Annotated in this window: 11 protein-coding genes; 6 read left to right on the top strand and 5 right to left on the bottom strand. The window is 62.8% G+C overall.

All coding sequences use genetic code 11. From position 1 onward, the window contains the following. Positions 1-3 precede the first annotated feature (3 nt). A complete protein-coding gene (gene arfB / locus LDZ28_RS04750; protein WP_244827556.1) occupies positions 4-411 on the bottom strand; it encodes an alternative ribosome rescue aminoacyl-tRNA hydrolase ArfB in 408 nt (135 codons plus the stop codon). A 212-nt stretch (positions 412-623) separates the two neighbouring features. On the opposite strand from arfB, the gene LDZ28_RS04745 reads away from it, so the two are divergent. Further along, positions 624-3,248 (top strand): FUSC family membrane protein, encoded by a 2,625-nt coding sequence (locus tag LDZ28_RS04745; RefSeq protein ID WP_244827555.1) that lies wholly within the window; start codon positions 624-626, stop codon positions 3,246-3,248. A 9-nt stretch (positions 3,249-3,257) separates the two neighbouring features. Here the strand turns inward: LDZ28_RS04745 and LDZ28_RS04740 are convergent, their stop codons facing one another. Then, complete coding sequence (locus LDZ28_RS04740) at positions 3,258-3,491, bottom strand: hypothetical protein (protein ID WP_244827554.1); 234 nt, start codon at positions 3,489-3,491, stop codon at positions 3,258-3,260. A 400-nt stretch (positions 3,492-3,891) separates the two neighbouring features. Then, complete coding sequence (locus LDZ28_RS04735; RefSeq protein WP_244827553.1) at positions 3,892-4,359, bottom strand: Lrp/AsnC family transcriptional regulator; 468 nt, start codon at positions 4,357-4,359, stop codon at positions 3,892-3,894. A gap of 132 nt (positions 4,360-4,491) precedes the next feature. Here LDZ28_RS04735 and LDZ28_RS04730 point away from each other — a divergent pair, with 132 nt between their 5' ends. After that, complete coding sequence (locus LDZ28_RS04730) at positions 4,492-5,070, top strand: cysteine dioxygenase family protein (protein WP_244827552.1); 579 nt, start codon at positions 4,492-4,494, stop codon at positions 5,068-5,070. A 13-nt stretch (positions 5,071-5,083) separates the two neighbouring features. On the opposite strand, the gene LDZ28_RS04725 is transcribed toward LDZ28_RS04730, so the two are convergent. Both LDZ28_RS04725 and LDZ28_RS04720 read right to left on the bottom strand, forming a co-directional pair. Continuing rightward, entirely contained in the window at positions 5,084-7,627 is a 2,544-nt protein-coding gene (locus LDZ28_RS04725; protein WP_244827551.1) for a mechanosensitive ion channel family protein, read from the bottom strand. Between the two features lie 96 nt (positions 7,628-7,723). Further along, positions 7,724-8,212, bottom strand: coding sequence for a hypothetical protein (locus LDZ28_RS04720; protein ID WP_244827550.1), 489 nt, complete (start codon positions 8,210-8,212; stop codon positions 7,724-7,726). 35 nt (positions 8,213-8,247) lie between these two features. Here LDZ28_RS04720 and LDZ28_RS04715 point away from each other — a divergent pair, with 35 nt between their 5' ends. The 4 genes from LDZ28_RS04715 to LDZ28_RS04700 all read left to right on the top strand — a co-directional run bounded on the left by LDZ28_RS04715 (position 8,248) and on the right by LDZ28_RS04700 (position 12,066). Continuing rightward, positions 8,248-8,466 (top strand): hypothetical protein, encoded by a 219-nt coding sequence (locus LDZ28_RS04715; protein ID WP_244827549.1) that lies wholly within the window; start codon positions 8,248-8,250, stop codon positions 8,464-8,466. A gap of 139 nt (positions 8,467-8,605) precedes the next feature. Continuing rightward, the gene (locus LDZ28_RS04710) at positions 8,606-8,905 is read left to right on the top strand and encodes a hypothetical protein (RefSeq protein WP_244827548.1); all 300 of its coding nucleotides are present in this window, start codon (positions 8,606-8,608) and stop codon (positions 8,903-8,905) included. Between the two features lie 529 nt (positions 8,906-9,434). Further along, on the top strand, positions 9,435-10,304 hold the full coding sequence (locus LDZ28_RS04705; protein ID WP_244827547.1) for an IclR family transcriptional regulator: 870 nt from the start codon (positions 9,435-9,437) through the stop codon (positions 10,302-10,304). Between the two features lie 388 nt (positions 10,305-10,692). Continuing rightward, a complete protein-coding gene (locus LDZ28_RS04700; protein ID WP_244827546.1) occupies positions 10,693-12,066 on the top strand; it encodes an MdtA/MuxA family multidrug efflux RND transporter periplasmic adaptor subunit in 1,374 nt (457 codons plus the stop codon). Positions 12,067-12,086: the final 20 nt, after the last annotated feature.

Below are 12,086 nucleotides of genomic sequence, written 5' to 3'. Positions count from 1 at the left end.
GCTTCAGTCGCCGTGCACCGGCCCGCGCCCGGCCTTGATCGCACCGCGCCTGACCTTGCCTTCGACGCGCCGCACTTGCGAACCGCGCGTTGGCTTGGTCGCGATGCGCTTGCGCCGCACGATGCTCACGCTGCGAATCAGCTCGTCGAGCCGCGCGAGCGCCGCCGCGCGATTCATGTCCTGCGTCCGATGTTCCTGCGCCTTGATGACGACCACGCCATCGCGCGTCACGCGGCTATCCGACAGCGCGAGCAGCCGCGCCTTGATGTGCTCCGGCAACGACGATGCGCGGATGTCGAAGCGCAGATGAATGGCGCTCGATACCTTATTGACGTTCTGCCCGCCCGCACCCTGCGCGCGCACGGCCGTCAGCTCGATCTCGTGCGGCGGCACGGCGATGCTGTCGCTCATCGGTGGGCTCCCTTGAAGATGTGTTCGGCGCTTTTCACGTGAGCATAACAAAGGCCGCGAGGCGCCGAAAAGCTGGCCATTCGGCCGAGTTCCGAACGAAGCGCAAGTGAGTTATAAGTGCATGACAAGTGCGATAGACTCAACCCGCCTGACCGCCTGGGTCCGGAGCGTGCTTCGCCCGTGGTCATAACGAGCGTCAAACCAGGAAGTCGATGCGCTATTCGTTCGAAATCAGGAAGTTCATTTACAGCCAGTATTTCTTCGGCGGCTTGCGGATCGCTCTGGGCGTGTCCCTGCCCGCCGTGCTCATGCTCATCGTGTTTCACAATCGCGAGCTGGGCTTCACCATCGCGACGGGCGCGCTTGGCGCGTGTGTCGTCGACATGCCGGGTCCGCTCAAATACAAGCACAACGAGATGCTCGCGTGCACGGTGATCGGCTTCTTCTCGGCGCTCGCCACGGGCATTGCGACGGCGCATCCGTTGACGCTATGGCTCACGGTCGTGCCGCTCACCTTCGTGCTCTCGCTGATCGTCGTCTATGGCAACCGCTGGCCGCAGATCAGCTTCGCCACGCTCTTCATGATGGTCGTCACGCTGGAAGAGCACTTCACGCCGATGCAGGCGCTCGTCAACGCGTCGTGGATCTTGCTGGGCGGCCTCTGGTACACGTACTGGGCCACGCTCGTGAGCCGGCTGCTCGTGTATCGCATCGAACAGCAGGCACTGGCGCAGAGTATCTTCAGTTGCGCGGAGTACTTGCAGGCGCGCGCCGAGTTTTATGACAACGACGCCGATCTCGACGAATGCTACCGAAAGCTCATCGAAAAGCAGATTGCGGCGGTGGAGCAACAGGAAGCCGCGCGCGACATCGTGCTGCGCAATCTGCCGAAAGTAAAAAGCCGCAAGCTCGACGCGCGGCGCGCGCGGCTTTTCAATCTGTTCATCAACGTGGTGGATTTGCACGAGTTCTTCGTCGGCGCGCATACGGACTATCCGCTCGTGCGCAAGACGTTCGCGGGCTCGGACGTGCTGATCTTTTATCGCGACCTGATGCGCAAGGCGAGCGCGGATCTCGAGGAAATCGGCTTGGCCGTATTGCAGAACAGTTCCGCGCCCAGGCAGATCAGCATGAAGGCGGAGCTGCGCGCTATCGAGTACGAACTCGAACTCATGCGCAAGCACGGCATGCCCGAGAAGAACGCCGAAGCCTACGCGGCCGCGGCGGCGGTGTTCCGCCGTTTGTGGAGCGCCACGCGCCTGATCGACAAGATGCGCCGCCGCACGCGCGATGACGCGAGCCTGATCGAAACCGAAGTGCAGATCGACCATGCGTTGTCGCGTTTCATATCGAGCCGGCGCGTGCCGTTCATGCAGATTTTCTCGAATCTCACGATGGCCTCGCCGAGCTTCCGGCACGCGCTTCGGGTCACGATCGCGGTGGGCATCGGCTTCTGGCTGGGACGGCTCTTGCCGCTCACGAACGCGTACTGGATCGTGATGACCACGGTCATCATTCTGAAGCCCGGCTATTCGCTCACGAAGCAGCGCAACACGCAGCGGATCATCGGCACGGCGATAGGCTGCGCGCTGACCATCGCGCTGATTCTGCTCGTGAAGGAGCCGCACATTCTGCTCATCGTGATGTTCGCGTCGATGGTGATGAGCTACAGCCTGCTGCTTTTCAACTATGCGGCGAGCGTGGTGTTCACGTCGTCGTATGTGCTCTTGATGTTTCATCTGCTCGCGCCGGGAAGCATGCGGCTGATCGGCGAACGGGCTATCGATACGGTGGTTGGTTGCGCGATTGCAATCGCGGCGAGCCATCTGTTCCCGTATTGGGAATATCGGCTGATGGGCAAGCTCGTGAAGGATCTGCTTGGCGCGACGCGCAATTACCTTGAGGCGAGTTGGTGGTGGAAGGCCAAGAGCGCGAGCGCGGGGCAAGCGGAGAGTAAAGCGCGTGGCGGTGCGGGTGCGGGTGCGGGTGCGGGTGCGGGTGCGGGTGCGGGTGCGGGTGCGGGTGCGGGTGCGGGTGCGGGTGCGGGTACAAGCACCCACATGCAAGATTCGATTGCACCGGCCGCCGTCGCCGCGGCCACCGCGACTCAGACGCTAGACGACGCCGCCGTATCGACCATCGTGATCGCGAAAGAAGCCGCCAACGAATCCACCGTCGATACTCCCGCGCTCGATCCGAATCTCGTGACGGCATCGGCGGTACGTGCCGCGAGCGCAACGGCGGAAAAGCTGTCGTCGGTGAGCATCGGCGAGAGCACGGCGGCGACCACCAGCAAGGGCGCATCGGCTGCCGCGACCGTCGCCGCCACCGCGCTGGACCGCGACTTCCGCTACCGGCTCGCGCGCAAGAACGTGCACATTGCGTTCGCCAATCTCGCGCAGGCGTTCCAGCGAATGATGCTGGAGCCCAAGGCGCAGCAAAAATACGTCGCCGAACTCAACGATCTGCTCGTGCAAAGTCACGTGCTCGCGTCGCAGATCACGGCAGCGGCGCCGCTTCTGCAAACGATCAACGAAGCCGAAGGTCAGGCGTTCGAGCCGTTGCAACGGACTTTCGGAATCGTGCGCGACAATCTGTCCGATGCACAGGGCGCGCTGCCGGAGCCCGCGCGCGAAGAAGCGTCACCGGCGAATGCGGACGACATCAAGGAACTGCGCCGTGAACTCGACGCCATGGTCACGAACGCCGAACGCACGCAGGCGTTGCCCGCCGATGCGCTTCACGATCTCAAACTGCTTGCGCATCAATGCAAGCAGATGCTTACGGCGTCCGCGCTGATCAGCAAGGATGCGGCGCAAATTCGCTTGCCGGTTTGAGGCGCTCGGCTACTGCGACGCCCCGATCGCCGGCACGGCCGGCCGCGCATCGCTCGCTGGCGAAGGCGTCGCGTTCTGTTGATCGAAGTCGCGCTTCTCGCGAATCGCGTTATAGGCGAGCGTGCCGATCACGAGCAACACCACGACGACGATAAACGCGCCGACGCCGAATGTCGGATTCTTCTTCTTGGGCGCGCCGTTGCGGGTACTGTCCGGGCGGCGGTCGTTGCGGTCATCGGTCATGGCGGATGTTGCGTCTCCTGGCGCGTTTCGTCATCAACCCGTGATAGTACCCGCACTGGTTTTCAGTTGCGTTGCGCCGACCGTTGCTCGATCTGCCGCATGTCCGCGCGCGCCGTTTCGGAAGACGGCCAAGCACCGCGAAATTCTTTGCTGCACGGTCCCGCTTGAGGGGCACCGCGTCACCGGCCATACTTCCTTCGATTCCATGCGCGTCTGATTCCGGCCGGGGCAGTAAGGGCTAGACCGGAATACCTAGTGACTGGACGCGTTACGCCGCCCTCCACGGGCGGTTTTTTTGGCGAATCGATCATGCCGCGCCTTCCACAAGCAGGCGCTTGGTGCGGACCGAAGTGGCATGGCGCGGGCAAGCGGCGACCGCCATCTGAAAACAAGTCACGCCTCAGGATTCGAGCGTGGGACGCACCGGCAACGCGGTCGAATACTTGATCTGCTCCATCGCGAAGCTCGAACTGACATCGTAGAGCGGCACGGCGCGAATGAGCTGCTTGTAGACGCGGTCGTAATCGTCGATATCGGATACCACCACGCGCAGCAAATAGTCCGTCTCGCCACTCATCCGATACACCTCCACGACCTCCGGAATGTCGCGCACGGCGCGCGTGAAGTCCTCGGCCCAGATCTGCGTATGCTGATTCGTGCGTACCGCGACAAACACCGTGGTGCCGACACCCAGCTTCTTCGGATCGCATAGCGCCACCTGTGCGCGGATCACGCCGGTTTCCTTCAAGCGCTGCACGCGCTTCCAGCACGGTGTCTGCGAAAGATTCACGCGCTGCGCAAGCTCGGCGATAGGCATCGTCACGTCGGTCTGCAGCAATTCCAGCAGCTTGCGATCGATAAGGTCCATTCCCACAGCGCACCCCCGATAGGAAATTATTCTATTTTTGGTTCTTCGAGCGGAATTATATGGAAACTAATTCTGGGCGCAAGCCGGTATAAATGTTGTTCGCGAAACACAACGAAAACCGGTGCCGTCATCATGAAATTCGAAGCGTTCAGCCGCCTTTCGCGGCCTCGGGATCAAGCGCCGGCGTCGCCACGCGGCGGTTCGGCGCTAAACCGGCTCTGCGATGAAATCGATGCCGCCTTCCAATCCGCCGATGCCTTGTCGTTCGGATCGCGCGTGCGTGCGGCTCTGCGGCGCGCTTCGTCCGATACGAGCCTGCTGCGCCTCGATCAGCGTGAGAGCGGCGCACGCGGCTATCGCCGTCATCTGCTGGCGGCCGATCCGCTTGACCGCTACGCCATCGCCGCGCTCGTCTGGGAGCCGGGACAGGCGAGTCCGGTGCACGGTCATCGAACGTGGTGCGGCTATGCGGTGATCGACGGGACGCTTGAAGAGACGCTTTATCGCTGGGACGCGCCTTCGGCATCAGCCATCGAAACGCGGCATCATGCGCGCGAGGCCGGCGACGTCTCCTTCGTGCAGGCGGGCCGAGGCGCGATTCACCGCCTGGGAAATCCCGCCGATGACACCGCGCGCGCGATCTCGCTGCATATCTACGGCGTCGCGGGCGACGAGATTGCCACGCACGTGAACGACTTGCTCGCGGCCTGACGACGAGTTCGTCTCAACCTTTGCCCGGCTCCGCCGTGGGAATCTGCGGCGGAATTTGCACGGACTGGTCCGTCGGCGGCGGCGCGGGACGCGGTTCGTGCGAGACATCGCGGGCCTTCGAGGGATCGGCATCCACCAATTCCTCGTCTTCGAGCAGCCGCTCCTCGCCCGTCCAGATGCGCTGCGCGCGGCCATCGGCGTGCGGCTCGAACGCGGCATGCAGGTCGGTGCGGCTCATCTGCACATGCATCCGCGGCACGGGAATCTCGATGCCCGCCTCGTCCATCCGCCGCTTGATGCGCAGATTGAACGCCCGCGCCACACTCCATTGCTGCAGCGGCCGCGTCTTGATCTGCCCTTTCACGACCATCCAGTTCGGATCGAAACGGTCCAGTCCCCAGACCTCCACCGGACCCAGCATCTCGCGCCGGTAGCGCAGATCGTCCATCAGCTCGACTCCGACTTCGCGAATCATTTGCGTGATTTCGTCGACATCCGCCGAAAACGGCATGCGCACTTCGAACACGGCGTAGGCGAAGTCGCGCGACAGGTTCTTCACCGTCTTGATCTGCGAGAAGGGAATCGCGTGGATTGCGCCCTGGCCGTCGCGCAGGCGCACGGTGCGGATCGTCAGACTTTCGACGATACCCGCGTGGCCGCCTTCCACCTCGATCGAATCGCCGACGGAAATGGTGTCCTCGATGATGATGAAAAGCCCCGTGATCAGATCCGCGACCAGCGATTGCGCGCCGAAGCCGACCGCGAGCCCGATCACGCCCGCGCCCGCCAGCAAGGGCGTGACGTTCAGGCCGAGATTGGCCGCGGTGACGATGCCCGCGATCATCAGCAGCACGACGAACACGACGTTGCGCACGAGCGGCAGCATGGTGCGCGCGCGCATGCTCGGGCCGCGCGTGCCGCGCCGCGTGGAATCGGGCCGCAACGTCTCCTGGATGGCGGTATCGATCAGGATCCACACCAGCCAGACGATGAAAAACGTCAGCACGATCATGGCGAACGCGCGCGTGATGCCGCGTGCCGCGACGCTCTCCTCGGCCATGTGCGCGAGCGAAAAACCCCAGAAGCGCGACGACAGTTCGAGGAACACGAGCCACACGCCGGTCACGATCATCGTGCCGACGAACTTCACGAGCCGCCGCACGTAAGCCGACTGGCGGCGCGGCTTCTGCGACTTCGGCCGCGTGATGCGGATCACGATCGCCGACAGGAAGAACGCGACGACGAGCAGTCCGGCGGTCGCAATCGCCATCTGCAACACGTTCTCTGATGTACCGATGCCCGCGAGCGTCGCCACCACCGACGCCGACGCCAACAGCAGCAACGGCACCTGCCACAACGAAGCGACCACTTCGAAGGTCTCGGTCGCGGCCTTGCGCGTGTTGCGCTGCTCGTAGGTGCGGCTGCGGATCAGATGCGCGACCGGCCGCTGGAACGCCAGCGCGAAATACGCGGTAAGCGCCGCCGCGCCCATGTTCGCGAAGGTCGAGATCAGGGCGGACAGATTGGTGCCGAGTTGCTGCGCGACGTCGTAGTTGGCGGCCGCGTCGCCGAGCGCACCGAACGTGCCGATCAGGAACAGGAGCCGCCGCGCGCGGATGATCAGCACGTTCACCGCCACGCGCCGGTGCGCCGAGCCGAACAGCGAAAACATGATGAGGCAGATCGCCGAGAACACCGCGCCCGCAACGATGGCGTAGGCCGTGACCATCGCGAGCGTGCGGCCGAGCGAAAGCGGCATCATGCGCACGAAGGCCAGCGCGACGAGGAACGCGAACAAATAAGGCGCGACGCGCCGCAGCGCGAAGAGCAGCAATTCGCGCGTGGTCGGGTTGGAATGCAGTCCGGCCTGGATGCCGTAACGCGCGTGGACCTGCCGCTGCACATAGACGAGGACGAACGCGCACGCGCCCCAGCCGACGAGCATCGCGAAGTAATTGAAGAGCGTGCGGCCGAACGGCTCGCGGCTCTGGCTCGTGACGATGGTGAAGAGTTCGTTGCCGGCCGCGTTGAAGCGCCCGCCCCAGTACGCGATCGGCGTTTTGCCGCGCTTCACGTCGGCTTCGATGTTCGTGAGCGCCGATGCTATCGCGCCCAGCAAGCCCGCGTTCTGCGCCATGCTCGCCACGACCGACGATGCCGTCGACGGCGTGGCCGCGGGTGCGCTTGCGCCTGACGCAGCGGCTGAATCGACCGCGACCGCGCCCGATGCCGCGCCAGCCGTCTCGGCCGCGCGCTTGGCTTCGCGCAGTTTCTTCAATTGCGCGACGAGCGCGCCGCGTTGACGATCGCTGTCGAGCGTCGAGATGACCGTATCGAGCGAGCGCACCATGTCGGCATCCGATACGGCCGGGTCCGTCACGCCGGAAGCCGCATCGGGAGCGGATGCGGGTGCGGCGGGCTTGATCAGTTCCTCGAACGAAGGCAGCGTGAGCGCCGGAGCCGCGAACGCGGCGGGCGAGAAAAGCGCAAGCGCGGCCATCCAAAATATCGCGACGATCGCCAGCGCGCCGTCATGCGCGAGCTTGCGTGACTTCATAACTGTCTCGATTTCCGAAAGACCGCCAGTTTAGCGGCTGCGGTGAAGGCATCGGCCGAATCGGACGTAACGGAATGTTAAGTCCGCGCCGGCTGCTTACTTGTCCATTTCCGTGCGGGCGCCGCTCGTGTCGGTGGTCGGGCTCGCGCCCGAAGTGCCCGAAGCGCCCGACGTACCCGCGTTACCCGCCGTGCCCGATGCGCTTCCGTCCTTCGACCAGTCCTGCAACTTGCGGCCAGCGTTCTGCAAACCGGCGCCCGTCGCGCTGGCCGCGTCGGTGATGGCGGCGTTGGTCGCGCTCGCCGCGTTCTGCAGATTCGCACGCGCCGTCGCCGGGACGCTGCTCGCGGAGATATCGGGCATCGAACCGGCGTTGTCGATGTTCTGCTGAGCTGTCTGTTTGGCGGAATCGACCTTCTGGCCGACGTAACTCGCCGCCTGATCGAACTTTTGCTGGGTCTGGCTCGCGAGGTTGTTGAGCGCGCCCGCCGCCTGTCCTGCCGATGCATCGTGCTTTTCGCACGCGGCAAGTACACCGAGCGCGGCGAGCGCGATCCCGATTCGGGTCATGGGCGATGTCTGCATGGTCGTTCCTTCCAGATTTGGTGCCTGAGTGCTGCATGAATCTCGATGCGAAGTCCGCACGCCTGAGCGCGATTGTTCCTCTTGGAAATGGCGCTCATCATACGCTCACGCTGGATGGCAACGTTTTGAGCGCACTTTGCCTAAGCACAAAAGCTCGAATTTGCACTTGGAAAAGAAGCGTTTTGAAAAGCTTGCATCACGAGGGAACCTTGGAAAACCCTTACCAGCTCTTCTTGGCTTTGCCTAACTTTTGAACACCCTCCAACTCCCCGCGAATGTAATAGAGTTTTCCCTCTACATTTAGGACACTTCTGGTTTTGAGAGGCATGGGACTCGCATATATTCGCCGCCAGTCCTCATCTCTTCGCGCCAAACGTTGCCCCCATGCTTTATATGAATTTCGTCGTGGCCCTCTTCGCCGGGGTCCTGCTTTTCGAGCCTTTCACCCGTCCTCCTGTCTCCCGCTTTACCACGCACCAGATGCGCCGCAGTCTGGCCAAGCGCGCCTACTATCAAGCGGCGGCGGCATTTTTCGCGGCGCTTTTGATCGCCACCAGTCAGCCAGCGCCCGAACGCATTTCGCCGGTATTCGTTTTGAGCGTCGCGTTGCTTTTGTTACTTGCGAGCGTGTACTGGATCATGCGCGGCAAGCGCCTGCTTCGGCAGCGCCGTGTGTTCAACGAATTCGATTGAATCGACTTACCGGGCGGCGCATCGCGCGCCGCTATCGGTCAAGTGCCCGGCCTTCGGGCGCGCCTCGCCCTCTTCCAGCGTCTCCGCAACCCTTCGCGCCGAAGCAAACTTGCTTCCAGTCCGACGCCATTTCTGCTTTCAGCGTATATTCAGTGCGTTTGTTACCGCAAACATAGGGCGAAAAAAAAAGGCGCTATGTTTCCATAGCGCCTTAAAAGTTCTAGCCATTCCGAGGGCCGTGCTAGAACCTGAGAGCCGGTCATTCAAGCGGGGAGCGGAAAGCAACTGTGCACGTCGCCCCACCAGTTTCGAAATTCGGTTCCATTTTTTATGGGATTGCTGCCCAAGTCAAGCAAAATCTCCGGCGCAGAACTTCTGCCCAAGGTAATCTTTGCAAACCCCTACCAAGAGAAATGTTTCATTCCGTCTGCTGCTTATCGATGAGAGGCTTGCACCGCTTGCAAGTTTAAGTGGCATCCGGGTTATTTAGCGTCAGTCCGCATCCGAAACTACGTTTCAGAAAATAAGAATGCACACATTAAAAAGCCGGCTACCAGACCGGGAAAAACCGAGAGAGAGAGAGGGCGAAGAAGTCACGGCGCTTGCGCGCGGTCTTGACGTTCTACGCCGTATCGCTGCCGCCGATGCCCCTGTCAGCAACCGAGAGCTGACCGAATGGACCGGCATTCCCAAACCTACCGTGTCGCGTATCACAGCAACGCTCGTCGGCGCGGGCCTGCTGCTGCGGCTGCCCGACAGCGAGCGTTTCGTGCTGACCGCCTCGGTTCTGGAATTCAGCAACGGATTCTTACGCAATTTCGATATTCGTGCTCGGGCGCGCCCCTACCTCATCGCGCTCGCCGAGGAAACCAGCCTGTCGGTGCATCTGGCGGTGCGGGACCGGTTGGAAATGGTCGTTATCGATGCCATCCGTCCGCGTTCGGCCGTGCTCGTCTCACGTCTCGAAGTGGGCGGAAGGATGGACCTGACCCGTACCGCCGTGGGGCGCGCGTACTTGTCCGTGCTGTCGCAGGCGGATCGCGAAACGCTCATCGGTAGTCTGCAGATCGCATCCGGCGACGACTGGCCGCTCATCGCGATGGGACTTCGGCACGGTATCGAAGACACGCATCGCAATGGCTTCGCGGTTTCGATCGGCGAATGGCATCTGGGGCTCAACGCGGTCGCGGCGGGCTTCATCGGTCCGTCGGAAGAGCGTTACTCCGTGAACTGCGGCGGCGCGGCACATCAGTGTCCCGAAGAGACGCTCATCGAAACAGTCGCGCCCGCGCTGCTGCGCTGTGTGAGCCAGATCGCGCATGAGATCGGCGGCACGTCCGGCGCCGCATCGGCGGCCATCGCGATGGCTGCCTCTACGGACTTGCGCGCCACCGAGTAGACTTGACACCCCTGACGTATTTGGCCGGCCGACCCATCGACGGGTTCGGCCGGCCTGCGCTCGCATCGTGCGAAAGCCATGTCAGGCCGCGTGTAACACTCGTAATCAGCCGAAAGAAAGGTAGGTGGACGGGCCTCGATGCGGGACGTAGCATCATGCTTCGCACGACTGCGCGGCGTTGGTGCGGCTTGTATGCGTCGTGTCTCTTCGTTGCGGTTTCGTCATGCGCGGCGGCGCTTCGAACGCGTCGCGACAAAGCTTCATGTGCTCATCGCCCGCATTCAGGTCCTCGCCTCGATGCGGCTTGCAGATTGCGCTGTCCTGCCTGGCGTTCGCGCGCCGCCTTGGGCGCTGCAACGAATCACTTGAAATACCAGCCACAGAACCGATGGACGACCAAAAGAATTCTCCCGGACAACCGCAGAAACCGTCCAACTCGCCTGATCGACCTGCCACGACCACGCTCGGGGAACGCCCGCCAAGGCGGCGCAAGCTCGTCCCGCTCGTGATCGCTTTGCTGATTGTCGCGGGAGCCGTCGCCTGGTGGCATCCGTGGAGCCGCAACAGTGCCTCGGGTCAACCACAGGATGCACGTCAGGGCGGCGGCCGTCGCGGCGGCGGCGCGAACGCGATGAATCAGCCGCAGCCCGTGCATGTCGCGACCGTCGCGCAAGGCGAGATGCCGGTGGTCATCAATTCGCTCGGCACGGTCACGCCGCTTGCCAACGTCACGGTCAAGACGCAGCTCAATGGCACGCTGATGGACGTGGCCTTCAAGGAAGGCCAGATGGTCAAGAAGGGCGACGTGCTCGCGCAGATCGACCCGCGTCCTTATGAGATTTCGCTGCGTAACGCCGAAGGCACGCTGGCGCGGGATCAGGCGCTGTTGCAGACCGCGAGGCTCGACTTGCAGCGTTATCAGACGCTGCTCTCGCAAGACTCAATCGCCAAGCAACAGGTCGACACTCAAGGCTCGCTCGTCAAGCAGTATGAAGGCGCGGTCAAGTCGGACATGGCCAACGTCGATACCTACAAGCTCGATCTCACCTACGCGCGCATCACGGCGCCCGTGTCGGGACGCGTCGGCCTGCGTCAGGTCGATCCCGGCAATTACGTGACGACGGGCGACACCAACGGCGTCGTGGTCATCACGCAATTGCAGCCGATCAGCGTGATCTTCACCACCTCGGAAGACAACCTTGCCGCCATCCTGAAGCCGCTGCACGCGGGCACGAAGATGTCGGTGACGGCATATGACCGCGCCAATACGGTTGCGCTCGAATCGGGCTATCTGGAAACCCTCGACAACCAGATCGACACCACCACCGGCACCGTCAAGCTGCGCGCGACCTTCGACAACAAAGGACTCGGGCTCTTTCCGAACCAGTTCGTGAACACAAAGCTGCTCGTCGATGTCATCAAGGACGCGCTTATCGTTCCGACTTCGGCGGTGCTGAACGGCTCGTCGGGATCGTTCGTGTATGTCGTCAAGCCGGACAATACGGTGACGGTGCGCAACGTGAAAACCGGTCCCGTCGATGGCGAGCGCACCAGCATCAAAACCGGTCTGCAGGCCGGCGAGCGCGTGGTGATCGACGGCTCCGACCGGCTCAAGGAAGGCGCGAAGATCACGATTCCGGCGGACAAGGCCAAGGGTGCTTCGGGCGCATCCGGCGCTTCAGGTGCATCGGCGGCGGCTTCCGCGTCGGCAGCTTCGGGTGCGCGGCATGGCGGGCATCGTCGTCAGCAACCGCAGCAGTGACAGTTAAGCCAAGAGCAACC

The sequence above is a fragment of the Caballeronia sp. TF1N1 genome, assembly GCF_022878925.1.
GTDB lineage: Bacteria > Pseudomonadota > Gammaproteobacteria > Burkholderiales > Burkholderiaceae > Caballeronia.
The sequence above is the reverse complement of the archived record's forward strand: the minus strand, read 5'-3'. Positions and strand labels throughout refer to the sequence as shown.

Excerpts from the sequence above, each read along its gene's own strand:
- LDZ28_RS04705 (WP_244827547.1), top strand. The coding sequence starts at position 9,435 with ATGCACACATTAAAAAGCCGGCTACCAGACCGGGAAAAACCGAGAGAG.
- LDZ28_RS04735 (WP_244827553.1), bottom strand. The coding sequence starts at position 4,359 with ATGGACCTTATCGATCGCAAGCTGCTGGAATTGCTGCAGACCGACGTG.
- LDZ28_RS04720 (WP_244827550.1), bottom strand. The coding sequence starts at position 8,212 with ATGCAGACATCGCCCATGACCCGAATCGGGATCGCGCTCGCCGCGCTC.
- arfB (WP_244827556.1), bottom strand. The coding sequence starts at position 411 with ATGAGCGACAGCATCGCCGTGCCGCCGCACGAGATCGAGCTGACGGCC.
- LDZ28_RS04715 (WP_244827549.1), top strand. The coding sequence starts at position 8,248 with ATGAATCTCGATGCGAAGTCCGCACGCCTGAGCGCGATTGTTCCTCTT.
- LDZ28_RS04725 (WP_244827551.1), bottom strand. The coding sequence starts at position 7,627 with ATGAAGTCACGCAAGCTCGCGCATGACGGCGCGCTGGCGATCGTCGCG.
- LDZ28_RS04740 (WP_244827554.1), bottom strand. The coding sequence starts at position 3,491 with ATGACCGATGACCGCAACGACCGCCGCCCGGACAGTACCCGCAACGGC.
- LDZ28_RS04745 (WP_244827555.1), top strand. The coding sequence starts at position 624 with ATGCGCTATTCGTTCGAAATCAGGAAGTTCATTTACAGCCAGTATTTC.
- LDZ28_RS04730 (WP_244827552.1), top strand. The coding sequence starts at position 4,492 with ATGAAATTCGAAGCGTTCAGCCGCCTTTCGCGGCCTCGGGATCAAGCG.
- LDZ28_RS04710 (WP_244827548.1), top strand. The coding sequence starts at position 8,606 with ATGAATTTCGTCGTGGCCCTCTTCGCCGGGGTCCTGCTTTTCGAGCCT.
- LDZ28_RS04700 (WP_244827546.1), top strand. The coding sequence starts at position 10,693 with ATGGACGACCAAAAGAATTCTCCCGGACAACCGCAGAAACCGTCCAAC.